Origin of the sequence: Pedococcus aerophilus (assembly GCF_039532215.1) — a bacterium.
GTDB classification, from domain to species: Bacteria; Actinomycetota; Actinomycetes; order Actinomycetales; family Dermatophilaceae; genus Pedococcus; species Pedococcus aerophilus.
The window spans coordinates 187,418-211,661 of record NZ_BAAARN010000005.1; the positions used below are offsets into that span (position 1 = coordinate 187,418).

Here is a 24,244-nt window from a genome sequence, read left to right on the forward strand (position 1 = left end):
TACGCCCACCACTGGGCACGCATTCGGCACGGCGGATGGGACCGACGATGGACATGGCGACGTTGCGCGGAGACCGCGTGCTCGTGGTCATCCCGGCATTCAACGAGTCCGCCGCCATCGGCGCCGTCGTGGCAGACGTGCGCCACTGCGTCCCCGCTGCAGACATCCTCGTGGTCGACGACGGGTCGCGGGACGACACCGCGGAGATCGCCCGACGAGCGGGAGCCATGGTGGCGCGGCTGCCCTTCAACCTCGGCGTGGGCGGGGCCATGCGAACCGGTTTCCGGTATGCGGCTCGCAACGGGTACGACGCGGTCGTCCAGGTCGATGGTGACGGTCAGCACGACGCATCGTTCATCCCGCTCCTGCTGGATGGGCTCAGGGAGACGGACCTCGTCATCGGCGCTCGGTTCGCCGGCGCCGGCGACTACGCCGTCCGTGGTCCACGGCGGTGGGCGATGCGCTCCTTGTCGACGATCATGTCCACCCTCACGGGCGCCCAGCTGGCCGACACGACGTCAGGCTTCAGGGCCACCGGCCGCCGCGCGATCCACGTGTTCGCCCACCACTACCCCACCGAGTACCTCGGCGACACCATCGAGACCCTCGTCATCGCCCGGAAGACGGGTCTGACGGTGTCCCAGGTGCCGGTGGCGATGGTTCCCCGCAGCACCGGTCGGCCCAGTCGCGGCCCGATCGGAGCGAGCCTCGACCTTGCTCGCGCTTGCGCCGTCGTCGTGCTTGGCTTGGTCCGTGACTGGAAGATCGCCCCGGAGACGGTGATATGACGCGTGAGGCCTACTGGCTGGGCGTCGCCGGTGGCGTGCTCATCGTCGCGGTCGTCCTCGAGATGGTTCGGCGGAGGTACCTCAGAGGCCGTTATGCCCTGGTCTGGCTCCTCCTCGGCGCGGGGTCCGCACTGCTCGCCCTCTTCCCCAACCTGCTGGGCCGCGCAGCCACGGCCCTCGGCGTCACCGTCCCCCTCAACCTGCTGCTCTTCCTCGGCATGCTGGTCATGCTCATCATGATCATGCAGCTGAGCTCCGAGGCCGGTCGCCTCAGCGAACGCACGCGCGTCCTGGCGGAGGAGATCGCCCTGCTGAAGGCAGCATCGGGTCAGCAACGTCCGACCGACCCATCAGACTCCAGGTCAGCGTCAGCGTCAGCGACGGAGCCGGCCAAGATCCCGTGACGGCCATCAGCGTCATCGTCGTGGGGTACGGCGACGAGCCAGACCTTCCCGCCTGCCTCGATGCAATTCGCGCGGATCTCGCCGTGGGTGACGACGTCGTCCTCGTGGACAACGGCATCACGACGTTGCCCGACCTCGGCGGAGTCCGACTGGTCACCGCCGGAAGCAACGACGGCTTCGCCGCGGGGTGCCACCTCGGGGCCGACGCCACTGCCGGCGACGTGCTCGTCTTCGTCAACTCCGATGCCGTCATCCGTCTGGGAACGCTCGACGCCTTCCGGGCCGCCGTTGACGACCCCGGCGTGGGGCTGGCGACCGGCCTGGTCGTCATGGCCGACGCCCCATCGACGGTCAATGCGGCCGGCAACCCCGTCCACTTCCTCGGCATCAGCTGGGCCGGTGGCTTCGGCGAGGACGCGTCCCGGCACCAGCAGGCGCGCGACATCGCCTCGATCAGCGGAGCCCTCTTCGCCGTCCGCCGGAACACCTGGGACCTGCTCGGGGGTCTCGACCCTGCGTACTTCCTCTACCACGAGGATGCCGACCTGAGCCTGCGCTGCTGGTTGGCCGGGATGCGGGTGACCTACGCCCCGGCCGCTGTCGCCGAGCACACGTACTCCTTCACCAAGAACCCCGAGAAGATGTTCCTGCTGGAGCGCAACCGGCTCATGACGGTCCTCACGACCTACCCCCGACCACTCCTGCTGCGCGTGCTCCCTGCCCTGGTCGCGACCGAGCCCCTTCTGCTCGCCATGGCGGCCTCCCAGGGCTGGGCCCGGCCGAAGCTGCGCTCGTGGGGATGGCTGGTTCGGCACGCCACGGTGATCGCAGCACGGCGCCGTCGGCTCCAAGCGGGGTCCGGGGACTGGCGCGCGGTGGCCGCGCTCCTCGAGTCCCGGATCCAGCAGGACGTCACCGCCGCGCCCGGCGCCATGGGCATCCTCAACACGCTGTTCGCCGCCTACTGGCTCGTCGTCAGACCACGGGCGAACCCGGCAGCTGAGACGCCACGGACCTGACGCTCCCGCGGATCAGTCATCTACAGCTGCCAAGAGCTTCAAGAGTGTCGCGCGGTCGACCGAGCGGGAGCAGTGCGTCCGCAGCCACTCCGTCCCCCTGTCCGCCTGGCTCTGCATCTTCTCCGGGTGGTCGAGCACGACCTTGAGGTTGTCGTACACCTTCCAGAACGGCGTGACGACCCAAGCGTCGTTCGCGCCGGGCGGGAGGGAGTGCTCGATGTCCCTGTCGGCCGAGGTCAGGACGACGGCGTTGGCGGCCAGCCCCTCCATGCCGAAGATGCCGGGGATGAAGGCATAGAACTGGTTCATCACGATGTGGGCTCGATCGAGGGTGGCCAGCACCACGTCGTTGGGCTGGTTCATCAGCTCCACGTAGTCGAAGCTGTATCCCTCCTCCTCCAACGATCTGAGGGCGGCGCGGACGAGAGGGGTGCCTTTGATGATGGGCGACGTGGGTGCGTGGACGATGACGGGGCGCGACACGTCCCGCCACTTCTCCGGCCTCCTGCCGATGCGCTCGTCCGGGACGAAGTAGAGCCCTGGTTCCGTGGGGACCTCGAAGTAGGACATCTGGTCGATCGCCGCGTTGAAGATCAGCTGGGCGTGGCGCTCTGCAGCGCGGGCGAGTCGACGCCTATGACGGTCCGCAGCCTCGGTCGCGACACCCGGCGACACCAAGGGCTCGTACGTCGTGAGAACGTCCCGACGAAGCCTCTCCCCGAACGCATTCATCATGGGCTGGGACCGGATGTCCGATCCGGTGAAGTAGCAGACCACCGTCCGTCGGTGGCCTCGGAGGAAGGCGAGCTCGCGATCACGACCGTCGACGAGTGAGATCAGGAAGCCCTCCGCGCCGAGGTAGATGAAGGTCCGGCGTCGAGCAGCGAGCCGTCCCAGCACCCATGGCCCGACCACCAGACGACGAAGCCTCTTGGCCAAGGCATGCCGCCCACGGATGTCGAACTCGACGTCATACCGGTGGTCGTACAGCGGATTGGAAGCGAGGTTGACGGTGACGACGTCGTCGAGGGCGGAGCTGATGGCCGTCAGCAGGCCGGCGATCTCCTCCATGCCGACGACGTAACCCCGGGGTCGACTCCGTCCCCCTGTCAGTCGATGGCAGCCGTAGCTGACGCGCAGGATGACCATCTGGACGTCGAGCATCCAGCTCAGGAGGGTTCGGAACCACGGCTTGTCGACCACGTCCTCGTCCTACTCGTTTCTCTCGAAGATCCAGGCGCTCACCCGTTCGCGCACAAGGGCGTCGTGCCCGCGACACCCTAGTTCGCGCTGACCGCTCAACGGCCCGGTTCTCCGGCCCATCGGGCTCCCGACTCGGCGCTCGTTCCGAGCAGATCCGCGAGATGCTCGACCAGGACTGCCGTCTGCTCGCGGCGCGTCAGGCCTGCCACCGTGTTCGGGCCGGTCCCGGCGACGGATCCCGTCGACCTCTTCTCGTCGATCCAACAAGAGAGCGCGTCAGCCACCTCCGAAGGAGTGTTGGCGACCTGACCCGCACCCCGCTCCTCGATCAGGCGCGCAGCCACTCCGTCGCGGTAGCCCATCATGAGGATCGGCCGCCCCGAACCCAGGTACTCGAAGAGCTTGCCGCTGTAGTTCCCCACCTCGCCGGGATCGTTCCACAGAAGCAGCAGCTGGACGTCTGATGCCTGCTGCAGCTTGACGGACTCGGCGCGCGGAACGGCGTGCGCGACGTGGACGATCTGTTCGAGCCCAAGTGCTCGGGCCTGGTCTGCGAGTGGCATGACGGTGATGCCGCGGAACTCGACGCGCAGCGTCTCGGGGCCGACCCCCAGGCTCTTGATCCCTTCGAGGAATGCGGCGGGGTCGCTTCGACCGGGGTGCACCTCCCCCGTGTAGACCACCCGAACAGGAAGGCCCGTGGTGGTGGGCGCGCGCTCGGACCCGAACTCGTCGGCCTCGTAGCCGTTCATCACGACCTCGCACCGCACGCCGAAGTCTCGGCGCAGGTCCTCGGCGAGGGGCTCGGAGACCGTCAGGGTCAACGCCACGGTCCGCAGGATCCAGCGCTCCACCACCCGATCGACCCGGCGTCGGAAGGGCCCGCAGAGGTAGTAGTTGCTGTCGGTCCACAGGTCGCGGTAGTCGGCCACCCACGGAACTCCCCACTCCTTCGCGAGCCGGCGCCCGACGAGGAACGTCGAGAACGGTGGCCCACTCACGAGGACGACATCAGGGCGCCAGTCGTCCAGGGCCGAGACGTGACGCCGGATCCTGGGGACCGTGAAGATGCCGCGGTCCGGGAACGCCACCACGTGGTAGAAGACCCACAGCAGAGCCCGGTAGACCACGCCGGCCAGACCCCGTCGTACCGTCCGCGTGTAGTGCCGCTCGGTCGATCCCGCCGGGGCGTCCTTCCCGTCCTGGCGGTACACCGTGACTCCGATGGGGCTGACGACCTTCACCGACCAGCCGAAGGAGGTGAGGTGCATGGCGAAGCGATCCACCCGGAGGGAGCCGATGAAGGGGCTCGACGGGTCGAAGTCGGAGATCACCAAGATCTTGTGCTCATCCATGGAACCTCCTCCGCGCGCTCGGACCGGGACGTCCCGGGCGTCCAGCCCACGCGTCCGCTCGGACGATGTGCAGAGGCGCCACGCTGAATTGCGGCAGCGGCCAGGACGACTCCGCATATCCTAGGTTGCGCTCCGGCCCACAGGACGGAAATGCCCTCGTGCGAGTGCGCCCGCCAACGGCTGCGCGCCGGGAAGACCGGAAGGCCCCTGCCCCGAGGCAGGTCCAGAGCTACGGAGGTGAGGTAGACGTGCTGCGAGCAATGCTTCGCGACACTCTGACCTACACGCTCCCAGCGATGCTCTCCCAGGGCCTGGGACTCATCCTGCTACCCATCTACGCACGGGTGCTCACCCGTGACGAGTTCGGCGCCTTCGACCTCCTGCTCGCGGTGACCCCGATCGTGATGATCGTGATGTCGTTGGAGATCCAGCAGGGCCTCGCGCGACTGCGTGCCGACGCCGATGCCGAGGAACGGCGGCGGATGACTGGAACGGCCTGGATCGCTTGCACGGCAGGCTTTCTCGTCTTCGCCGTGGTCGGCCTCAGCGCACCGGACCTCTGGGGCCGGTTGGTGTTCGGACGAGACGACTTCGGCGGCATCGTCCGTCTCGGGGTCATCAGCGTCACGGCCACCGCTGCATACAACGTCGTCCTCAACCAGTTCCGCTGGGAGCTCCGCAGCCGCACCTATGCCGTGGTGAGCTCGCTCTACGCCCTGGTGACCGTCGCACTGACGGTGGTCCTCACGGTCGTGGATCGGCTCGGCCTGTCGGGGGTGCTGATCTCGCAGGCCGTGGCAGCCGTGGTGGCGACAGCGACCGGACTCGTCCTGCTGCGTGGGAGCTGGCAGTGGGTCGTCGACCGCACGCACCTGCGCCGCATGTTGGCCTTCTCGGTGCCCCTGATCCCGGCGAGCCTGAGCGTTCTCGTCACGTTGTACTTCAACCGCGTGGCGCTGCGCGCCTTCGGGGACCTCGGCGACGTGGCGAGCTACGGCGTCGCAGCACGACTGGCGGGCTTCGTCGGTCTGCTGGTCATCGGACTGCAGAGTGCCGTCACCCCACTGGTCTACGACCACTACCGGGAGAAGGAGACCCCAGCGCAGCTGGCGCACATGTTCAGCGGCGTCATCGCCGTCTGCATCGCGATCTGCGTCGGGCTCAACGCCTTCGCTGCAGACCTCACGGTCGTCCTCGCCGGTCGGGAGTACCTCTCCTCGGCCCCGCTCGTCGCCCTCATCGCCCCGGCCCTGCTCATGGGCCAGCTGTACGTGTTCGCACCGGGGATGGGCATCGCCCTCAAGACCCGCGCCCAGCTCGCAGTGGCCGGCGTAGCGGCGCTGGTCGACGTCCTCGTCAACATCGCGCTGGTCCCGTGGCTCGGTGCCCTCGGCGCCTCGCTCGCGGCCGTCGCCTCCTCAGGGGCCTTCCTGGGCCTCTGGGTCCGGGAGAGCCAGAAGCACTACCCGGTCCCCTTCGAACGACGTCGGCTCGTTCACGGACTCGCTCTGTTCGTCGTCGGTTCCCTGGCGGCCACCATCGTCCGGACGTCCTCGGCCCCGCTGGACACCCTGGGGATCGTGGCCAAGGCCGCGGTCATCCTGGTCTGTGTCGGACTGCTGTACCGGGCACGACTCTTCGAGGGCGTGCTCGCGGTGGTTCGCGACAGGACTAGGCCCGCAACCACGGACCCTGGTTCTGGTACCAACGGCTGAAGCTGAGCAGGCGCCACACGAGGTCGTGCGTCAGCGGCGACCTCCGGCCGGCCAACCAGTCGTCCACCTGAGGGCGCAGCTCGTCGACATCGATGAACTCGTACGCGCGAGCGCCGTCGAGCCACGCGTCGACGTCGAGCTCCGCTGACCTGAGCCAGGTCCCCTGCGGTGTCTCGAAGCCGATCTTGTCGCGGCGATCCAGGATCACGTCCGGAACGATTCCCCGCATCGCGGCCCGGAGCACGTGCTTGGTCTGACCCCGGCGTGAGACCAGGTGGTCCTCGGGAAGGGTCAACAGGAACTCGGCGATGTCGACGTGCAGGAACGGGACCCGGCTCTCGATCGAGAACGCCATCGAGTTGCGGTCCGCGTGGCGCAACAACGCCTCCAGGCCGCGATCGGTGAGACCGTCCCTCAGGACGGCCGAGAGGTGGCGCCCGCGCGGCACGTCGCCGGGCAGCTCGCCTGTCGATCGCAGGTCCAGCCCGTCGGGCCGCCGCATCAGCCGGCCAGGTGTCGTGGCCAGCCGGACGCGGTCCCGCGCTCCACGCGGCACTGCCTGCGCCGCAGTCGCCACCGCGAGCTCCAGGGGTGAGCGGCCGGGCTCCCCGGACCACCCGCGGGCGAAGCGGACGGCGTCACCGAGCCGACCTCGGGAGAGCAGGCTCCCGAGGCGGTAGCCCGGGTACCCGGAGTACCCGGCGAGCAGCTCGTCTGCGCCTTGACCGTCGAGCGTCACGGTGACGCCGGCCTCGTGCGCGGCGCGGAACACCCGGTACTGCGCGTAGATGCTCGAGCTGGCGAACGGCTCCCCCTGGGCGCGGACCACCGTGTCGAGGTCGTGGACCATCTCCCGGGGAGAGGCAAGGACCTTGTGCGGCACAGCGCCCACGTGGGCGTTCATGATGTCGACCCACCGCTCCTCGTCGACGGCCGAGTCGCGAGCGACGTACGAGAACGTGTGCAGCTCCGCCTCCGGCGCCACGTGCCGCATCGCGCCGACGATCACCGATGAGTCGATCCCCCCGGACAGTGCCGTCCCCAGTGGCACGTCGCTGCGCAGGTGGAGCCGGACCGAGTCGAGCACCAGCTCCCTCAGCTGCTCAGCGGCCTGGTCGAACGAGAGGTCGCGACGCTCCTCCACCGACGGCCACCACCACCGCTCCTGGGTGGACAGGCGACCGGTACCGAGGTCCAGCACCATCATCGAGCCCGGCCGCAGCTTGGAGAGGCCGTCGACGAAGGTCTCCGCCGACTCGTCGTAGAAACCCAGCGTGAGAAAGCGGTACACCTGCCGGTGGTTGACCTCCAGAGGCTTTCCCACCAGGTCCATGAGGGCAGGCACCTCGGACGCGAAGGCGAACGAGCCATCGGTGTGGGCGTAGTGAAAAGGCTTGATACCGAAGGGGTCTCGGACACATGTGAGGGTCCCAGCGTGCAGGTCGAGCACGGCGAAGGCGAACATCCCGCGCAGGCGGGAAAGACACTGCCTGCCCCAGTGCTGCCACGCGACCAGCAGCACCTCGGTGTCGGACTGCGAGCTGAAGGTGCGGCCGGCCGCCTCGAGCTCGGTGCGCAGCTCCCGGTAGTTGTAGATCTCGCCGTTGAACACGAGGACGAAGCGCCCGTCCCGTGTGACCATCGGCTGGTGCCCGCCGGAGGTGAGGTCGATGACCGCGAGCCGTGTCTGGCCGAGGACCACCTCTCGCCCTGCCACAGCCCGCCGCTCGAGACCGATGTCGTCCGGCCCCCGGTGGCTGAGCAGGCCGAGCGCGCGATTGACGGCGTCGACGTCCGACGTCCCGCCCGGGGCAGCGATCGTCCCCGCGATGCCACACATGTTGCCCCCTCGACGTCCTCGACCACTGGACGGTCACTCTCCCAGACGTGCGCGGCCGCGCGCACGGTCCGTCGGACTTCCGGTCAGCCCGGGTCACGACTGGTGGCCGTATGGCGCCAGCGAGCCGATGCTGCGAGCAACGCCACCGCCTCGACCACGGTGACCTCGCGTCGCCTCACTGCCCGCAGGACGGCACCGGTGATCACCTTCGCTGCACGTCCCGTGGCGACCGCCTCGATGACGGGGACGGTTGCCGGGGCGACCTGGCGGTCGCGCACTGCCCGGGCCATCTGGACACGCCACGCCCAACGGCCCCCGACGTGCTCGTCCACGAGTCGAAGCGGTCCGCCCGACTCCCGCAGGGCGGTCAGGGCGTCCCCCACCGTGTGTCGGCCCGAGTCACCGATGACGTTGCCACTGTGCTGGACGTAGTCCTGGACGACGTCGTCGGCCTGCACGATCTGTCCCAAGGATGCCGCGCAGACACCCAGCCAGTGGTCATGGATCGCGTGGCGGTTGCCCGGCGGGAAAGGCAGGGATGCCGCGACCACCTCGGGGCGGAAGACGGCCAGGCTTCCCGTGACGTGGTTGACCAGGAGGCTCGAGGCGAGGCCGCCGACGCGACGCCGCGTGGTGCCGGTCGCGTCTCCGCCGGCCACGACCCGGGCACGGCCCACCGCCGCGGTCACTCCCGGGCGCGAGAGGAGAGGGGCGAGCAGTGACAGCTTGTCCGGGTACCACTCGTCGTCCTGGTCGGCCAAGGCCACCCAGGACACCACCCTGGTGTCGACGAGGCCCAGGAGTCGCTCGAAGTGGCGGTAGACCCCCAGGTTCTCGTCGAAGTGGTGCACCACGAACCTCGTGTCGCCCTCGACGAGGTCGCTCACGTAGGCGTGGGTCTCGGGGTCGTGGCCGTCGATGCCGACGATGCAGCTCCAGCGCTCCGCCTGCTGACGCTGCAACGACAGCACCTGACGGCGGAGCAGGCCACGGTCCGGACGGTGCACCGCCATGACCACGGCACCGGGCTGCGCGAGCTGGCTCATGGCACTCCGTGGTCGGCGGGACGGACGCTGCGACCATACCGGCGCGGGCGGCCGCCGGTGGGACGTGCCAGAGGAACCGGGCCCGAGGTTGGCCGGCACCTGACACGCCGCAGGACACGCGCGAGCCACTGCTCACCTAGGCTGTGCGAATGGCCGCACCCATGCCCCCCACCGCTCCCCTCTGCCCGGTTGACCTCTGATGGCGGGGGGACTCTTCGCTCTTCTCGACGACATCGCGGTACTGGCCAAGGCAGCCGCCGCATCCATCGACGACGTCGGTGCGGCTGCCGGTCGGGCCAGCGCCAAGGCAGCGGGCGTCATCGTCGACGACACGGCCGTCACTCCCCGCTACGTCGAGGGCATCGACCCCAAGCGCGAGCTTCCCATCATCAAGAAGATCGCGATCGGGTCGCTGCGCAACAAGCTCCTCTTCATCCTTCCCGCCGCCCTGCTGCTGAGCCAGTTCCTCCCGTGGGCCCTCACCCCCCTGCTGATGCTGGGTGGCACGTACCTGTGCTTCGAGGGTGTCGAGAAGATCTGGGAGCGCATCGCCCACCGTGGCGAGGAAGCCGCCCACGGCGGTGAGGAGACGGCGCCAGACGAGAAGCAGATCACGAGCGGCGCGATCCGCACCGACTTCATCCTGTCGGCCGAGATCATGGTCATCTCCCTCAACGAGGTGAAGTCCGAGCCCTTCCTCAGCCGGGCCGCCATCCTCGTCGTCGTCGCCCTGGCCATCACGGTGCTCGTGTACGGCGTCGTGGCACTCATCGTGAAGATGGACGACGTCGGCCTCCACCTGTCCAAGACCGGGTCCGGCTTCCGGCGTTCCTTCGGCAGCGGCCTGGTCAAGGCCATGCCCCCGCTGCTGTCGACCCTGTCGGTCGTCGGCATCGCGGCGATGATCTGGGTGGGTGGCCACATCCTCCTGGTGGGCCTGGACGAGCTCGGGCTGCACGCGCCATACGACCTCGTGCACCATGCCGAGGAGGCCGTGCACGACGCCACGGGAGCCCTCGGCGGCGTCCTGGGCTGGGTGACGAACACCATCGGCTCGGCGATCCTCGGGCTCATCGTCGGTGCGGTCGTCGTCGCGGTGGTGCAGGCCGTCCACAAGCGCAAGGCGCACTGACCCCCGCGGCGCCCGGACCGAGCCGGGCAGCCACACGTGGCGGGTGGTCCGTTCGGACCGTTGTGTCGCTCATCCGGCGTTCTGCCACCTGTGGCTGGGATGATCCTGCCCGTGACCACGGAGCGCCGGACCTTGCGCGCCCTCCTCGTGAGGGCGTTGACGGCCGTGCCGGTGTGGCTCGTCGCGGCGCTCACGGTCAACCTCGTCATCGGCCTGGTCAAGGACCTCGGTCTCGGCTGGGACGCCCATGCGTACTGGTCGGCATGGCGGGGTCCCATGTACGACGCCGCCCCCAACACCCTCGACGCCTTCCTCTACAGCCCCGCGTTCGCCCAGCTCTACTGGCCATTGGCGCAGCTCCCCTGGCCGGTGGCGTGCACCATCGCGGTCGCGGCCCCGGCGACCGCCTTGGCCTACCTGCTGCGTCCGCTCGGACTCTTCTGGGCCGTGCCGCTCTGGACCATCGGACTGGCCGAGACGTTGTCCGGCAACATCTTCTGGCTCCTCGCGCTCGTCGCTCTCTGGGGACTCGAGCGGCCCTGGCTCTGGGCCGTGCCGGCCCTCACGAAGGTCACGCCGGCGCTGGGACCGGTCTGGTTCGCAGCGCGTCGCGAGTGGCGACAGCTGGGCATCAGCGTCGCCGCCACGGTGCTCGTCGTGGCTGTGTCCTTCGCGATCTCGCCCGGCCTCTGGGGTCAGTGGTTCGACTTCCTCCGGGACAACGTGGGCGACTCGAGGCAAGGACTCGGATCAGCCGGCGCCCTCCCGCTGCTCGTGCGACTGCCCCTCGCCATCGCGGTCGTGGTGTGGGGCGCCCTGACCAACCGTCGCTGGGCCCTGCCCGTCGCGATGATGCTGTCCACCCCGGTGACGAGCATCGCGTGCTGGGTCCTGCTGGCCGCCATCCCACGGCTCTCGACCAGGGCATCCGTGCCCACTGACAACCGCTCCCCGGCTCCGGCCCGGGCCAGTGGGTAGCCTGCGACGGTGACCTCAGCGAGTGGCAACCTGACCTGGCACGTGGCTTCGGCGAGCACCGACCTGCTGGCCCCTCCAGTCGTCGACGCGCTCGGAACGGTGCCGAGCGCCAGGGTGGCTCCCATCGACGCGTCGCTGGCGGACACAGCGGCCTTCTGCGAGGCATATGACGTCGGCCTCGAGCACTCCGCCAACTGCGTCGTCGTGGCGGGCAAGCGCGCCGGCGAGGTCCGCTATGCAGCGGTGATGGTCCTCGCCTCCGCGCGGGCCGACATCAACGGGGCCGTTCGCCGCCACCTCGACGTCCGCAAGATCAGCTTCGCGCCCCACGACGACGCCGTGGCCCTGACGGGGATGGAGTTCGGCGGGATCACCCCGGTCGGCCTGCCGACCGGATGGCCCGTGCTCGTCGACTCGGCCGTTGTCGCGGCAGGTGACGTCGTCATCGGCAGCGGGATCCGCGGTAGCAAGCTCCTGGTCGACGCCCGCGAGCTGGCTGCCCTCCCCGGTGCCGAGGTGCTCGACCTGTCGGTCCCGGTACGGGTCGACTGACCGGCAGGGCCTTGGCAGGGGTCACTGGCGACATGTGACCGCCGAGGATGCTCAGCGGCCGGTGCGGCGGCGCAGGTCGCTGACGTGCGGTGATACGGCCGGGTCCAGGCCGAGGCCCAGCGCGAGGTAGGTGGCCGCGAAGTCGGTGGTGGCCAGCTGGCCGGCAAGCCGCGTCAGCGGGTGCCCGGGCTGGGCGACGACCTCGCTCACGCGGGCGCCCGCCTCCCTCGCCGCCTCGGCCACCGCGTCGGCGAGCGCCGCGGACTCGGCACCCTCGCGGGTCATCGGGTCCGGCGCCGCGTCACGGAGCATGAGCAGCCCGAGGCGCGGCGAGGCCGGGCCGTCGAGGAACGGGTCGGTGAAGATGTCCGACCCGCCGTCGTTGCCGAAACCCGACCCCCCGCGAGCGGCGGCCGACGCGCCATACGCCGTCGTGAACGGCCCGTCGAAGCAGGCCACGATCTGCGCTGCATCATCGGGCAGCTCGCCGGAGATGGCGGGGACCCGGGAGGTGCGGGCGAGCATCGAGGCAGCGCGCCCCGCGGCGACGCCGTTGAGGGGCCCGTCGCCGAGGATGACCGGGACTCCCTCGGCGAGGTCGGCCGCCAGGACCTTCGCGGGGTTGACGAACGACTCCGACGACGGCCGGCAGGCCTCGGCGACCTCGTCGAGGCGGTCGGCGGCCTCGAGCAGGACCCGCTCCCCCACGTCGACGATGCCGAGCTCGCCGGCGGCGAGGAGCACCGGGGCGAGCAGCGACCAGAGTGCGGTGCGGGAGGTGCTGCGGCCTCGTCCGATGTCGATGTGGACGCCGCGCGCCTGGGCGGCGACGTCAGCCAGCGGCGAGTCCGCGGCACCGACGGTCAGCAGCGAGGCGCCACGGCGGGCGGCCTCGGCGGCGAGCGCCAGCGGGCCGGCCGCGCGGCCGGACTGCGAGACGGCGATGACGAGGTCGAGCGGGCCGACCCAGCCGGGCAGGGGCACGTTGCGCCGCACGCTCACCGGCACCGGCGAGCCGGGCTCGGCCAGCAGGTCGAGGACGTCGCAGACGACGGCCGACCCACCGAGCGAGGCGACGAGCACCGACCGGGGTCGCTCCCCGCCTGCGACACGGCTGACGCCGCCCTCGGCGGACAGGTCGATGGCCTCACGGACCTGCGCCCCCGCCGTCGCGAGGCCGCGCAGCGTCTGGTGGCTGTCGAGGGCGGCGATCGCGTCCTCGTCGTCGATGCGGGCCTCGTCGAGGTAGGGAGCCATCGGACGCCGCCTTCGGATCAGGCCAGCTTGCGGGCTTCGTCGACCAGGAGCACCGGCACACCGTCGTCGATGCGGTACTGCAGCCCGCACTCGCCGTTCGTGCAGTGCAGCTCGGGCCCGGCCTCACCGGCGGCGTCGTCCAGCTCGGAGCGGCAGGCGGGGCAGCGCAGGATCTCGCGCAGCCACGGCTCGATCGTGCCGCCCGTGGTGGCTCCAGTGGTCTGCTCGGCCATCAGCCTTCTCCTCTCACCAGGGCGAGGACATCGTCCCGCACCCGTTCCATGGTGGCTACATCCGCAGCCTCGACGTTGAGCCGCAGCAGCGGTTCGGTGTTGGACGCCCGCAGGTTCAGCCACCACATGCGGTCGTCGGTGTCGTTCGTGCCGGCATGCGTCGCGGTCAGCCCGTCGAGCTCGTCGAACTCCGCGCCCTGTGCCGCCGCCCACTCACGGACGATGGCCGTGGAGGCCGCTGCGTCGGTGACGGTCGAGTTGATCTCGCCCGAGGCGGCATACCGGCTGTATGCAGCGGTGAGCCGGCTCAGCGGCTCCTCCTGCTCACCGAGCGCGGCAAGGACGTGCATCGCCGCGAGCATGCCGGTGTCGGCGAACCAGAAGTCGCGGAAGTAGTAGTGCGCGCTGTGCTCGCCGCCGAAGACCGCGTCCTCGCGCGCCATCTCGCCCTTGATGAACGAGTGGCCGACGCGGGTGCGGACACCACGGGCACCCTGCTCGGCGATGATCTCGGGGACCCCCGCGGAGGAGATGACGTTGTAGACGACGGCCACGTCCGCGGCGCGCGCCCCGGCAGCGACCTCGCGCGCGATCTCGCGGGTGGCGACGAGCGCCGTGATGGCGCTGGGGCTGACGGGTTCGCCGCGCTCGTCGATGACGAAGCAGCGGTCGGCGTCGCCGTCGAAGGCCAGGCCGATGTCGGCACCGTGCTCGACGACCGCGGCCTGCAGGTCGCGCAGGTTCTCCGGCTCGAGGGGGTTGGCCTCGTGGTTGGGGAAGGTGCCGTCGAGCTCGAAGTAGAGCGGGACGACCTCCAGGGGCAGCTCGGGCAGGCCCGCCCCGGTGCCGAGGACGGCAGGGACGGTGTGGCCGCCCATGCCGTTGCCGGCATCGACGACGACCTTGAGGTGCCGACCGCCGGACAGGTCGACGAGGCCACGCAGGAAGGCCGCGTAGTCCCCGAGCAGGTCGCGCTCGGTGACCGCCCCTCGGGCGACGTCGGACGGCCCGGCGCTCGTCCCCGTGTCGAGCAGCTCCTGCGCGAGGTCGCGGACCTCGGCGAGGCCGGAGTCCTGCCCGACCGGTCGCGCGCCCGAACGGCACAGCTTGATCCCGTTGTACTGCGCGGGGTTGTGGCTCGCGGTGAACATGGCACCGGGCAGGTCCAGGGCGCCGCTGGCGTAGTAGAGGCCGTCGGTGCTGCACAGCCCGATGAGCGTGGCGTCGAGGCCGTGCGCGGTGACCCCGTCGGCGAAGGCGCGCGACAGCTCCGGTGAGGACGGGCGCATGTCGTGGCCGATGACGACACCGGGCGCACCGTCGGCGGCGACGACCACCCGGGCGAAGGCGGCACCGAGGGCCCAGGCGACGTCGACGTTGAGCTGGTCGGGGACCAGCCCCCGGACGTCGTAGGCCTTGACGAAGTCAGCGAGCTGCGGCGTGGGCACGCCCGAACCCTAGCGGGATCAGAGGTCGCGCAGGACGCGCAGGTGTCCGCGACGACCGGTCTCGACGGCTCCCGAGGCACCCTCGTCCGACGCGCGGACCGCAGGATGCGCAGCCGAGCGGGCCTGCTGCGGCTCACCGAGGCGCGGCCGACCGGCCTCGCGGACGGCGTTGGCCAGGGCCAGCAGGTCGTCGTGGGACGGCTCGGGCTCGACGTACTCCCCCGACAGCCGCACGATCTCCCAGCCACGGGGAGCGGTGAGCCCCTCGGCGTGGTCGCGACACAGGTCGTAGGTGTGCGGCTCGGCATACGTCGCGAGCGGGCCGACCACAGCGGTCTGGTCGGCGTAGACGTAGGTGAGTGTCGCGATGGCGGCCTTGGGGCACGCGGTGCGGGAGCACCTTCTGGACAGACTCACGGGGGGACTCTATGTCAGCGCCCCACAGCCGCCCGCTCGGCACGCCGTAGGGTGGTCACGTGACTTCCTCCGGCCCGTCAGCGGCCCGCGCCAGGGACCCCCGCCGAGACCGCCACGGCCGCGGTGTCCGGGGACCGTTGGCCTGGCCGTCGGTGCCGGCGATGGTGTCTCGTCGCGAGCGGTTCGACGACCTCGTCCTCGACAGCGCCGCTCGCCTGGAGGGCCGGCTCGGACCGCGGTTCCACGAGGTGGAGTTCGCCGTGGAGGACGTGCCGACGAGCGAGCCTGCCCCGTGGGAGCGCGACGGCGTCCCCCTCGGTCGGGTGTTCCCCGCCCACGGACGACAGCCCGCCCGCATCGTCATCTACCGCCGACCCATCGAGGCGCGTGCGCAGGACCAGCGCGAGCTGACCGCCGTCGTCGGCGACGTGGTCGTGGAGCAGGTCGCGGCCCTGTTCGGTGTGCAGCCCGGGGACCTCGACCCGCGCTACGGCGACGTGGACGGCGACTGAGTCGCTGTACACCGGTCCGCCGCCGGACCCCGGGGCGCCCAGCGCCTGACCACCGGCAGCCGGCGCCCAGCCACAGGGGCGTCTAGCGCCGGACCTCGCGCAGGCCGACGGTCGTCGTCCGCAGGGCGGTGTCGCGCAGTGGCGTGGTGGTCACCAAGGTCCCTGACGCGTCGGCCAGGGTGGACACGACTCCCGCGTGCAGCTCGCCGGTGCCCGACGTCCGGTGCACCCACACCGAGCGCGACCCGGTGGCGTCCACGGCCACCGTCGAGTCCTCGGGGACGGTGAGTCGCACCGACTTCTGCTCGCCGCGGGCATCGACGGTGACGACCTCCACCCCGGCCGGGGCGCCGGTCGCCGTCAGCGCCAGCTGGCGCGCGAGCGGCTTGGCAGCACCCGCCGGGTCCACCAGCGGCATTCCTGCCACCCCCGTGACCGGAGGTGTGGAGGAGGTCCAGGCGAGGTCACCGGGAGCCGGTGCGACGCCGCGGGTGACGAGTGCACCGGCGACGACGGGCACGTCGGCGCGCACCTGGATCGCGACGACGTCCTTCGGCAGCTTGCTGAGGTCGATGTCGCGGACCTGTCCCCCGTCGATGCGGGTCACACCGCCCGTGGGCAGGGCCCGCGGCCCCTGGCGGGTCAGCACGCGGGCCTGGACGACCGCCTCGCCGTCGCCGGGCACCGCCACCCGCAGCACGGCGGCGCCGTCGACCTGGACGGCCGGGACCACCTGGTCGCGGGACGGGTCTGCTGCCGGGACCGCGTCGTCCGAGCCGGCCGACCGCGTGCCGTCCAGCCACAGGTCGTTGACCACGGCGGAGACGACGCCGCCCTCGGCGACGACGTGCACGACGGGGGCCGTCAGGTCACCGGAGATCGAGTCGAGCAGGAAGGCGGTGCGACCGCGGGCCGGGACGACCAGGCCCTTGCCCTGCGAGGTGGCGACGGCTCCGTCCGGGCCGTGCAACGTCACGTCGACCGTGACGGGGTTGCCGCCGGGGTTGGTGAGCACCAGTCGTTCCTGCCGTCCGGGCGCCCCGCCACCGGCGAGGATCCAGGACTCGGCCGCAGCCGCGGTGCAGGGGGCCGAGACGAGCGCCCGGCGGTCCCCGGTGGGCCGAAGCCAGGACTGCGTGGCGGCGAGCCCGGGGGCCAGCGACTGCGTGGCCGTGACGAGGGCGCCGGTGACCGCCGTGAGGTCGGTCGTGGCGTTGGCGGCGCGACCGGTCACCGGCGCGCCCGCGGCTGCGCCCGGGAGCCGGGTCAGGACCAGCGAGCCCGGGGTGGCGGAAGGGGTGGTGCCGGTGAGCGTGCGCAGCGGGGCCGAGGCCGCGGCGACGCGGGGAGTCACCTGGACGTCGTCCAGCCCTTCGACGCCCTCGAGCTCGGGACCGGGGCAGGCGACGGCAGAGCCACGTACCGCGTCGGTCGCGCTGCGGGCGGTGTCGACTGCCGCGGGGGCGGGGCCGACCGCGAGGGCGCCTTGTACCTGGGCTGCACCGAGGACGAGTCCGACCCCGGCCGCGGCGACGACGGTGGCCCGGGCGACGCCGGTCACCAGGGGGTTCATCGGCGCCTCCTCGACGCGCGCGTCCCGAACGGGATCGCGAGGAAGACGACGAGCAGCAGCGCGGCGCCCTGGACCCAGCGCCACAGCGGGGAGACGGGCAGCACCTCGACCGAGATCGAGTGAGCGCCGGCCGGCAGGGCATAGGTCGCGCCGTCGCTGCTGGGCGCCACGACGTCGCCGTCGACGCTCACCCTCGCGTGGCGCACCCACTCGGACGCCTCGGCGAGGACGAGCACCGTCTTGGGCGGCACCACGGCGCGCGCCACGAGCCGCGCGTGGTCGCCGTCGACGGGCAGCGCCTGCTCGCTGGCGCCTGTGACGAGTCGCGCGCGAGCCGGGGCGAGGGCGTCGTCGCGCGCCTGACCACCACCGGGCAGGACCCGCCAGAACGTCACGCCCTCGTGCTCACCGAGTCGGCTCAGCCCGGCGGTTCCGTCGAGCACGCGGACGCGAGGGTCGGACCCGTCGGTCCGCAGGCCGACGAAGCCCACCGCGAGGTCGGACAGGTCGCGGGCCGGGTCCAGCTCGCGGGGGGCCGCGCCCGTCTCGAAGAGGTGGCCGACGGCGGCAGTCAGCGCCGTCGGGTCGGGACGGCCCGCGGTGGTCGCGGGCAGGACCCGGGCGACCTCGCCCGGCTCGCGCCCCAGCAGCGACCAGGCCAGCCCGGAGGCCTCTGGCTCGAGGAGCAGCATGCGGTTGGCGACGCCGCTCTCGGCCTGGTCGATCGCGACCGCGGGGCGTGGGTCGGTGAACGTGCCGAGGGTGTCGCCGAGCGTGCGCCACGTGGTCCAGCCGAGGGAGGCGATGACGGAGACGATGACGGCGGCGGCGATCGGCCAGCGCACGAGCGCCACCCAGCCCCCGGTCGCGTGGCGCACGGCCAGGCCCTGGGTGCCGAGCAGGGCCGCCGCGAGCAGGGCGAGCGCCAGGAGGAACAAGCCGGTCCCCGACCACGCGGTCACCGGGTCCCCCGCACCGGGCTCGCCGACCGGGACGGTGGCCAGGACCAGGCGCGGTGCCACGACGGCATACGCGAGGCCCACCAGGCCCAGCCCGGCGAGGGCGGTGGCCGCCCACCCGCGGCCCGCACCGCCGCGGACCAGGCCGAGGACGCCGGCCAGCACGATGGGGGCCGAGATGAGCACGGGGTATGACGCGGGGCCACCCGGGTGAAGCAGCGCAAGCTCCCAGGGCAGGGCTTGGCCCTGACCCCAGACCGACAAGCCGGGGCCGGTGAGCAGGAGGTGCGGTTGCTCGGCGAGGGTCTGCACCCACGGTCCGAGGAGGAGCACCGGGCCGACGAGCAGGGCCAGGCCGCGGACCCGGGCCGCACCGTGGCCCAGCACGACCACCGCGATCGCGACGACCGCGGCCAGGGGCAGGTAGGTGGGGACGAAGGCCCCGAGCGCTGCCGTCCCGAGGACGGTCGCCGCCGTGACCGTGGCCGACCCGCCGGCCCGGGCGGCGAGCGCGAACCCGGCCACCACGAGCGGGAGCAGCACCGCTGCGACGACGGCGCCGAGTCGACCAGCCGCCACCGCGGTGGTGAGCACCGCGGTGCTCCCCCACGCCAGTGCGGCCAGCCCGCGCGGCCAGGCCGAGCGGGTGACGACGCGACCGGCGAGGTACGCCGTGAGGGTGGCCAGCGGCATCGCGAGCGTGACGAGCACGGCGATCGCCGCACCCGCCGGACTGTCGGGGGCGTCGACGACGGGCAGGTGGGTGAGCAGCCAGGCGAGGGCGGCCAGGACGACGAGGTGCGGGCCCTGCTCGCCGGACTGGCCCAGGCCGGCGCCGTGCCAGCCGTCGAGCCACGCGTGCCAGGTCGTGCCGGCGGTGGCGCGGACGCCGAGGAGCTCCCCGCCGACCAGGCCCTGCGAGATCCGGTCGAAGGTGCCGCCACCGAGGGACCTGGACGCCACGGCAGTGGTGACGGTGACGAGCAGGACGGCGAGCAGACCGGGGTTGCGGGACAGGCGGGAGGCCCAGGTGGAACCCAGCACGTGCAGGTCCTGGACGTCCTCGTCGACCGGTCCGGGCTCGACGACGTCCTTGGTCGTGGTGCTCCCCATGTGCCCGTCGTCGAAGGCCACCTGGTCGTGGACGAGGTCGCCGGTGTGGCGCAGGACGGTCGATGCCGGGACGAACAGCCCGGCCAGGTCACGACGGCGCACCGTCCGGGTGCCCCGCGAGCGCCACCGGGCACCGAGGACGCGCCAGGGGGTCAGCACGGCACCGACATCGGACAGCTCGGCCCAGGCGGCGCGCGGGCGCTTGGCCACGAGCAGGGCCAGGGCGGCGGCGACGCTCGACGCGGCGATCCACGCGGTGAGGAACGGAAGCGACCACCAGGCGCAACGGGTGAGGGCGACTCGCCGGGCCTGCCGACGCCGTCGGGTCGTGCTGTCACGGTCACTGCCGTGGTCGACACGTGGACCGACGTCGCCGAGGTCGCCGAGGAGCCCGGCGTCGGCCGGTTCGACGTGGCCGGGGTCGGCCGGCAGGGCTGTCGCGCCGGTGCGCAGCGTCGCCCTGGGGACCACGACGACGCGCCGACCCGACTGGTGGGCCCGCCACGAGAGGTCGACGTCGGCGCCGAACGCGCCCAGGACGCTGTCACCACCGCCGAGGCGGTCGAAGAGCTCGCGCTCGACGAGCATCCCGGTCGCCGGGACGGCCAGGACGTCGGAGCGGCGGTCGTACTGTCCTTGGTCGGGCTCACCGACGACGGGAGAAGGGATGACCCGTCCGGTGCGGGTCAGCTGGACGCCGACCGAGCGCAGCGCCCCGGGCACGGTCCAGTCGAGGAGCTTGGGACCGGCGATCCCGACCGAGTCGGATCCGCGCACCGCGTCGAGCAGGCGGGCCAGCGTCATGGGGGCGGCCGCGCTGTCGGACGTCAGCACCCACAGGTGCTCGCGAGCCACCGCCTCGGCATCCGGGTCCTGCTGTGCTGCAACGGTTTCGAGGCCGTCGAGCGCATCGTGCACAGCCCGGGCGACCGACGCGGTCCCGGGCACCGTGACGTAGACGGTGTCGGGGATAGCCGCCGCGACGCCGTCATGGGCGCGGACGACCTCCACGGCGTTGCCGTCGCCACCGGGGTCGACGACGACGAGGCGGTCCGGCTGGCGGGTCTGGCGGGCGAGGGAGTCGAGGGTCTCCCCCAGTGCCGACGAAGGGCCCCGCAGGAGGAGCACCGCGGTCACCGTCGCCCCCGACACGGCGGGGCCGGCGGAGGCGTCGGTCATGCCGTGGGGTGGAGCAAGTGTCATGAGTGCGTCACGGGGATGTCGCCTCCGGGGCGACTAGACCGCACGCTTCTTGAGCTTGCGGCGCTCACGCTCGGACAGACCGCCCCAGATGCCGAAGCGCTCGTCGTTGGACAGGGCGTACTCGAGGCACTCGGACCGCACCTCGCACCCGACGCAGACCTTCTTGGCCTCGCGCGTCGAGCCACCCTTCTCGGGGAAGAACGCCTCGGGATCCGTCTGGGCGCAGAGCGAACGCTCCTGCCAGGACATCTCTGTGTCGTCGCCGCCGTCCAGGGCGACCAACTGAAGTTCGTGCACGGCTTCCTCCTCGACCCGGTGCCGTTGCTGCCACCGACCCGATGACAACAATGGAATTACACGCGTGTCATACGTGGTTCGTCAAGCGGAAGTCTGATATTTGCCCGATTCTGTGAACCTTGATAGTGGCGTGGCGTCCCGCCGCCGTCCCCAGCACCACGCTGAGCACGGGGTACGCAGCAGTCTCCACCACGTGGCGTAGGTCAGCTCGGGCGGTCGACGTAGAGGGCTCGAGCCGGGCACCAGAGCACCGCTGCGGACCGCGCTTCGGCCCCGTCGTCGCGTCCACCGTCGTCTGCTCCGAGCACCACGGGGTACCCCCACTCGTCGAGACGGACGCTGCCCGGCAGCAGGGTCGCGCACACCCCGTGACCGGTGCAGGCGACCCGGTCCACGCGCAGCACGGGCGGCTCGGGACGAGCGGACCGGGAGGTGCGTGGGGCGAGTGCGTGGTCAGCGGGCGAGGGCGTGGTCATGGTTGCTCCTGGGGGTCTGGCCTGCGGCGCAGCGGCCGCGGGCGTGGTCGTCGAGGTGGTCGGACAGCGCCCGCAGGGCCGAGGTGACCAGGCCCGCGACCCCGTCGGGGAAGCGGCAGGCGCCCCTCCCCCTCACCGACCGGGGCCGCCGCTCGAGCCGCTCCCGTGCGGCGCGGTGGACGTGGCCGTTCCCGCCCGCCGGCCCCGGTTCGGCCGGCCCCGGGACCGACCGATCCCACGCTGGAGCGGTCCTCCGGAGCCCGGCCCCGGGGACAGCCAGCTCCCGCCAGTCGGCGGCGATCGCCGGCAGGCCGAACATGCAGGGCCCGCACTGGCCGGCGCTCTCCCCGGCGGCGTGGTCGAGCCACGCCGCGAGCGCGTCCACCGGGCACACGGCGGGGTCCAGCACGTGGACGACTCCCGGACCGGGCGATCCTCCGTATGGCGCGAGGCCGGCCCGCGACCACGTCACCGTGGCCGCCTCCTCGGGTCGCAGCACGACGCCTCCGAGCCCGCCAATGACGACCGGACCGGTCCGACCGGGGTCTGCGCCTGCTGCGGCCAGCAGCTGTGCCAAGGGTGTACCGGCCACCGTCTCGACGATCCCCGGCCTCGGCACAGCGCCGCCGACGGCGACGAGGCGGGGGCCGGGCTCGTCCGGGAGCCCGAGGCCGCGGAACCACGTCGGCCCGTCGACGCGGTCGACGACCTGGGCCACCCGCCACAGGGTCTCGGCGTTGAGCACGACCGTCGGGGCGATGCGCCGTCCGTCGCTGTCCGCTCCCCCGGCGACGAACGGGGCCCGCTTCGTCATCGGTCTGGCCAGGCCGCCCCGGGCGAGCGAGATGAGGGAGGTCTCCTCGGACGAGACGTACCTCGCGGGCGCCGCGAGGACGTCGAGCCCGGCCACCCGCAACCGGGCCTCGGTCGCGGAGCCGCGGTGGGCGGCATACCGGACCCTGCTGCCGGCGACGAGGGTCGCGCCGCGCACGAGCTCGGGGAGGTGGTGCTCGACGACGAAGGCGTCCTTGACGGCGCCGATCTCGCCGTCGCACGCGTTGACGATGAGGCTCGCCCCGTGGCGGTGGGCGGCAGCCACCTTGGTCGCGGTGCTGAAGGCGGCGCCACCGCGGCCGGTGAGGCCGGCCTGCTCGAGGAGGTCGACCAGGCTCATGACCACTCCTGCACGAGGACGGCGCGGCGTCGGTCGTGGTCGGCGGTGCCGGACATCGCCCGCCACGCGAGGGCGAGGCACCCCACGACGGCGCAGGCGACCGGGACCAGGCGCAGCAGCGGCTGGTCCGCGGTGCCCATGGCGTAGCCGTGCACCAGAGCCAGCGGCCACAGCGCGAATGCCGTGAGGTGCACCGCCCGCCAGGCGCGCCGTGAAAGCCGGTGGCGCAGGAGGGACGTGGTGACGACGGCGAGGACGAGGTCGAAGGCGAGGGTGCCGAGGCCGACCCACACCGGCTCGTAGCCCGCCGTGAACGGCACGACGGCCGACACCCAGCCGATGTCGACGTACGTCTCGGCCACGGCGGTGACGATGTGGGCGAGCAGGAAGACCGAGGTCCCGAGGGCCAGCGACCGGTGCAGCCCGACCACGACCGTCTGGCTCACCGCCCGGCTCCGTCGCCCGGCGGTGAGGGCGCCGAGGACCAGGACGGCGGTGAGGAGCACGATGCTCGCGGTGCCGGTCGCCCGCGAGGCGAACCACAGGACCTCGTTCATGCCGCGCTCCTCGTGTCCTCGCCGGGCCGCGGCCACCCGGGGGTGGTGACGACCGGTCCGCCGTCGGCCCGGTCCAGCCGTGCCGGTATGCCGCGGGCCTCCAACCAGCCGGGGGCCTCGTCCCCGAGCACGACCGCCGCAGTGGAAGCTGCATTGGCCTCCAGCGCGTTCACCCCCGCGCAGGTGACCTGCTCCCAGACCACCGGTGCGGTGCGTCCGGTGCGTGGGTCGACGATGTGGTGGCGGCGTTCGCCGTTCGAGGTCCAGGTGCGCCGAGTCGTCGAGGACGTCGCGAATGCCTGCCCGTGGCCGGCCACGACCTGACGGACCTCGCCGTCGGTGCCTTCGACGCCGACCTGCCAGCCGCCCTGCGGCAGCTCACCCGAGAACGCGAGGTCGCCACCGAGGTTCACGAGGAACCCACCCTCCAGCCGGCCCGCGAGCAGCCGGGCGATGGTGTCGGCGGCATGGGCCTTGGCGCTGGCGCCCAGGCCCAGGACGGTCCCCTCAGGCACGCGCAGCCGGCGCAGGCCGAGGTCCAGCTCGACCACACGCCACCCCGGGACGGACGGACCCTCGTCGCTGCGAACGCTGCGGGCGCTGCGGGCGCTGCGGGCGCTGCGGGCGCGCACCAGGGCGAGGTCGGCGTCGTAGCCGGACGCGATCACGGCGCGCCCGACGGTGGGGTCGACGAGCCCGTCGGTGAGACGGGCCACGCGGAGCGCCGCGGCGAGGCTGGAGGCGAAGACGGGTGACACGAGCATGCTGACGCCGTCGTGCCCCTGACGGCGGGCCAGCACGCTGACCTCGGAGTCCGCGCGGAACCGGGACACCGCCTCATCGAGGTCCAGCAGGTGGTCGCGGGCGATGGCGATGGCGCCCCCGAGGGACTCGGGCCGCGTGACGACGAGGTGGTGGTGGGTGCCGATGGCGTCGAAGGACGCCGAGGCGGTGAAGACGTTCTGCGCGACGCGCGAGGCCTTGGTGCCCATC

Annotated in this window: 23 protein-coding genes; 8 read left to right on the forward strand and 15 right to left on the reverse strand. The window is 72.1% G+C overall.

All coding sequences use genetic code 11. The features are described from left to right. Nucleotides 1–53: 53 nt before the first annotated feature. Genes ABD286_RS17480 through ABD286_RS17490 form a run of 3 tightly spaced genes read left to right on the forward strand, consistent with a single transcriptional unit; the run spans nt 54 to nt 2,211 of the window. On the forward strand, nt 54–788 hold the full coding sequence (locus ABD286_RS17480; RefSeq protein ID WP_344195842.1) for a glycosyltransferase family 2 protein: 735 nt from the start codon (nt 54–56) through the stop codon (nt 786–788). Continuing rightward, complete coding sequence (locus ABD286_RS17485; protein ID WP_344195844.1) at nt 785–1,192, forward strand: DUF2304 domain-containing protein; 408 nt, start codon at nt 785–787, stop codon at nt 1,190–1,192. The genes ABD286_RS17480 and ABD286_RS17485 overlap by 4 nt, the downstream gene beginning before the upstream one ends. After that, on the forward strand, nt 1,189–2,211 hold the full coding sequence (locus ABD286_RS17490; RefSeq protein ID WP_344195846.1) for a glycosyltransferase: 1,023 nt from the start codon (nt 1,189–1,191) through the stop codon (nt 2,209–2,211). The genes ABD286_RS17485 and ABD286_RS17490 overlap by 4 nt, the downstream gene beginning before the upstream one ends. Nucleotides 2,212–2,223: 12 nt before the next feature. Here ABD286_RS17490 and ABD286_RS17495 read toward each other — a convergent pair whose 3' ends face one another. Continuing rightward, nucleotides 2,224–3,414 carry a hypothetical protein gene (locus tag ABD286_RS17495; protein WP_344195847.1) on the reverse strand — a complete coding sequence of 397 codons (1,191 nt, stop codon included), beginning with the start codon at nt 3,412–3,414 and terminating at the stop codon, nt 2,224–2,226. A 95-nt stretch (nt 3,415–3,509) separates the two neighbouring features. Continuing rightward, the gene (locus tag ABD286_RS17500; RefSeq protein ID WP_344195849.1) at nt 3,510–4,769 is read right to left on the reverse strand and encodes a glycosyltransferase; all 1,260 of its coding nucleotides are present in this window, start codon (nt 4,767–4,769) and stop codon (nt 3,510–3,512) included. Between the two features lie 260 nt (nt 4,770–5,029). Between ABD286_RS17500 and ABD286_RS17505 the strand changes: the two genes are divergently transcribed. Further along, the gene (locus tag ABD286_RS17505; RefSeq protein ID WP_344195851.1) at nt 5,030–6,484 is read left to right on the forward strand and encodes an oligosaccharide flippase family protein; all 1,455 of its coding nucleotides are present in this window, start codon (nt 5,030–5,032) and stop codon (nt 6,482–6,484) included. On the opposite strand, the gene asnB is transcribed toward ABD286_RS17505, so the two are convergent. Both asnB and ABD286_RS17515 read right to left on the reverse strand, forming a co-directional pair. Then, entirely contained in the window at nt 6,441–8,324 is a 1,884-nt protein-coding gene (gene asnB / locus ABD286_RS17510; RefSeq protein WP_344195853.1) for an asparagine synthase (glutamine-hydrolyzing), read from the reverse strand. The two genes, ABD286_RS17505 and asnB, sit on opposite strands and share 44 nt — an antisense overlap. An 83-nt stretch (nt 8,325–8,407) precedes the next feature. Beyond that, a complete protein-coding gene (locus ABD286_RS17515; protein ID WP_344195855.1) occupies nt 8,408–9,370 on the reverse strand; it encodes a glycosyltransferase in 963 nt (320 codons plus the stop codon). A 199-nt stretch (nt 9,371–9,569) separates the two neighbouring features. On the opposite strand from ABD286_RS17515, the gene ABD286_RS17520 reads away from it, so the two are divergent. From ABD286_RS17520 to ABD286_RS17530, 3 genes are all read left to right on the forward strand, one after another. Continuing rightward, a complete protein-coding gene (locus ABD286_RS17520) occupies nt 9,570–10,502 on the forward strand; it encodes a DUF808 domain-containing protein (RefSeq protein ID WP_344195857.1) in 933 nt (310 codons plus the stop codon). Between the two features lie 111 nt (nt 10,503–10,613). Further along, entirely contained in the window at nt 10,614–11,480 is an 867-nt protein-coding gene (locus ABD286_RS17525) for a glycosyltransferase 87 family protein (RefSeq protein WP_344195859.1), read from the forward strand. A gap of 9 nt (nt 11,481–11,489) precedes the next feature. Then, a complete protein-coding gene (locus ABD286_RS17530; protein WP_344195861.1) occupies nt 11,490–12,032 on the forward strand; it encodes a YbaK/EbsC family protein in 543 nt (180 codons plus the stop codon). 51 nt (nt 12,033–12,083) lie between these two features. On the opposite strand, the gene ABD286_RS17535 is transcribed toward ABD286_RS17530, so the two are convergent. From ABD286_RS17535 to ABD286_RS17550, 4 genes are read right to left on the reverse strand one after another with little or no spacing between them, the layout of a single operon-like run. Continuing rightward, complete coding sequence (locus tag ABD286_RS17535) at nt 12,084–13,289, reverse strand: SIS domain-containing protein (RefSeq protein WP_344195863.1); 1,206 nt, start codon at nt 13,287–13,289, stop codon at nt 12,084–12,086. A gap of 17 nt (nt 13,290–13,306) precedes the next feature. Next, nucleotides 13,307–13,522, reverse strand: coding sequence for a Trm112 family protein (locus tag ABD286_RS17540; protein ID WP_344195865.1), 216 nt, complete (start codon nt 13,520–13,522; stop codon nt 13,307–13,309). Continuing rightward, complete coding sequence (locus ABD286_RS17545; RefSeq protein WP_344195867.1) at nt 13,522–14,970, reverse strand: phosphomannomutase/phosphoglucomutase; 1,449 nt, start codon at nt 14,968–14,970, stop codon at nt 13,522–13,524. Before ABD286_RS17545 ends, ABD286_RS17540 begins: the two co-directional genes overlap by 1 nt. Before the next feature lie 18 nt (nt 14,971–14,988). After that, nucleotides 14,989–15,387 carry a DUF3499 domain-containing protein gene (locus tag ABD286_RS17550; protein ID WP_344195869.1) on the reverse strand — a complete coding sequence of 133 codons (399 nt, stop codon included), beginning with the start codon at nt 15,385–15,387 and terminating at the stop codon, nt 14,989–14,991. Between the two features lie 59 nt (nt 15,388–15,446). Here ABD286_RS17550 and ABD286_RS17555 point away from each other — a divergent pair, with 59 nt between their 5' ends. Then, the gene (locus ABD286_RS17555; protein ID WP_344195871.1) at nt 15,447–15,899 is read left to right on the forward strand and encodes a metallopeptidase family protein; all 453 of its coding nucleotides are present in this window, start codon (nt 15,447–15,449) and stop codon (nt 15,897–15,899) included. Between the two features lie 82 nt (nt 15,900–15,981). On the opposite strand, the gene ABD286_RS17560 is transcribed toward ABD286_RS17555, so the two are convergent. The 7 genes from ABD286_RS17560 to ABD286_RS17590 all read right to left on the reverse strand — a co-directional run bounded on the left by ABD286_RS17560 (nt 15,982) and on the right by ABD286_RS17590 (nt 24,243). Beyond that, entirely contained in the window at nt 15,982–17,472 is a 1,491-nt protein-coding gene (locus ABD286_RS17560; protein ID WP_344195873.1) for a DUF5719 family protein, read from the reverse strand. Further along, the gene (locus tag ABD286_RS17565; protein WP_344195875.1) at nt 17,469–20,723 is read right to left on the reverse strand and encodes a glycosyltransferase; all 3,255 of its coding nucleotides are present in this window, start codon (nt 20,721–20,723) and stop codon (nt 17,469–17,471) included. The genes ABD286_RS17560 and ABD286_RS17565 overlap by 4 nt, the downstream gene beginning before the upstream one ends. A 57-nt stretch (nt 20,724–20,780) precedes the next feature. Beyond that, nucleotides 20,781–20,996 (reverse strand): WhiB family transcriptional regulator, encoded by a 216-nt coding sequence (locus ABD286_RS17570; RefSeq protein WP_200947759.1) that lies wholly within the window; start codon nt 20,994–20,996, stop codon nt 20,781–20,783. A gap of 251 nt (nt 20,997–21,247) precedes the next feature. Beyond that, on the reverse strand, nt 21,248–21,520 hold the full coding sequence (locus ABD286_RS17575) for a ferredoxin (protein ID WP_344195878.1): 273 nt from the start codon (nt 21,518–21,520) through the stop codon (nt 21,248–21,250). Further along, nucleotides 21,498–22,694 carry a formate dehydrogenase gene (locus tag ABD286_RS17580; RefSeq protein ID WP_344195880.1) on the reverse strand — a complete coding sequence of 399 codons (1,197 nt, stop codon included), beginning with the start codon at nt 22,692–22,694 and terminating at the stop codon, nt 21,498–21,500. Before ABD286_RS17580 ends, ABD286_RS17575 begins: the two co-directional genes overlap by 23 nt. Then, nucleotides 22,691–23,251: a ferric reductase-like transmembrane domain-containing protein gene (locus ABD286_RS17585; protein WP_344195882.1), complete on the reverse strand. Its 561-nt coding sequence runs from the start codon at nt 23,249–23,251 to the stop codon at nt 22,691–22,693. The genes ABD286_RS17580 and ABD286_RS17585 overlap by 4 nt, the downstream gene beginning before the upstream one ends. Beyond that, the gene (locus tag ABD286_RS17590; protein WP_344196382.1) at nt 23,248–24,243 is read right to left on the reverse strand and encodes an FAD:protein FMN transferase; all 996 of its coding nucleotides are present in this window, start codon (nt 24,241–24,243) and stop codon (nt 23,248–23,250) included. The genes ABD286_RS17585 and ABD286_RS17590 overlap by 4 nt, the downstream gene beginning before the upstream one ends. Nucleotide 24,244: the final 1 nt, after the last annotated feature.

Coding starts and splice junctions, on each gene's coding strand:
- ABD286_RS17500 (WP_344195849.1), bottom strand. CDS start 4,769: ATGGATGAGCACAAGATCTTGGTGATCTCCGACTTCGACCCGTCGAGC.
- ABD286_RS17540 (WP_344195865.1), bottom strand. CDS start 13,522: ATGGCCGAGCAGACCACTGGAGCCACCACGGGCGGCACGATCGAGCCG.
- ABD286_RS17515 (WP_344195855.1), bottom strand. CDS start 9,370: ATGAGCCAGCTCGCGCAGCCCGGTGCCGTGGTCATGGCGGTGCACCGT.
- ABD286_RS17590 (WP_344196382.1), bottom strand. CDS start 24,243: ATGGGCACCAAGGCCTCGCGCGTCGCGCAGAACGTCTTCACCGCCTCG.
- asnB (WP_344195853.1), bottom strand. CDS start 8,324: ATGTGTGGCATCGCGGGGACGATCGCTGCCCCGGGCGGGACGTCGGAC.
- ABD286_RS17570 (WP_200947759.1), bottom strand. CDS start 20,996: ATGTCCTGGCAGGAGCGTTCGCTCTGCGCCCAGACGGATCCCGAGGCG.
- ABD286_RS17560 (WP_344195873.1), bottom strand. CDS start 17,472: ATGAACCCCCTGGTGACCGGCGTCGCCCGGGCCACCGTCGTCGCCGCG.
- ABD286_RS17505 (WP_344195851.1), top strand. CDS start 5,030: ATGCTTCGCGACACTCTGACCTACACGCTCCCAGCGATGCTCTCCCAG.
- ABD286_RS17520 (WP_344195857.1), top strand. CDS start 9,570: ATGGCGGGGGGACTCTTCGCTCTTCTCGACGACATCGCGGTACTGGCC.
- ABD286_RS17485 (WP_344195844.1), top strand. CDS start 785: ATGACGCGTGAGGCCTACTGGCTGGGCGTCGCCGGTGGCGTGCTCATC.
- ABD286_RS17565 (WP_344195875.1), bottom strand. CDS start 20,723: ATGACCGACGCCTCCGCCGGCCCCGCCGTGTCGGGGGCGACGGTGACC.
- ABD286_RS17580 (WP_344195880.1), bottom strand. CDS start 22,694: ATGAGCCTGGTCGACCTCCTCGAGCAGGCCGGCCTCACCGGCCGCGGT.
- ABD286_RS17480 (WP_344195842.1), top strand. CDS start 54: ATGGCGACGTTGCGCGGAGACCGCGTGCTCGTGGTCATCCCGGCATTC.
- ABD286_RS17585 (WP_344195882.1), bottom strand. CDS start 23,251: ATGAACGAGGTCCTGTGGTTCGCCTCGCGGGCGACCGGCACCGCGAGC.
- ABD286_RS17535 (WP_344195863.1), bottom strand. CDS start 13,289: ATGGCTCCCTACCTCGACGAGGCCCGCATCGACGACGAGGACGCGATC.
- ABD286_RS17575 (WP_344195878.1), bottom strand. CDS start 21,520: ATGACCACGCCCTCGCCCGCTGACCACGCACTCGCCCCACGCACCTCC.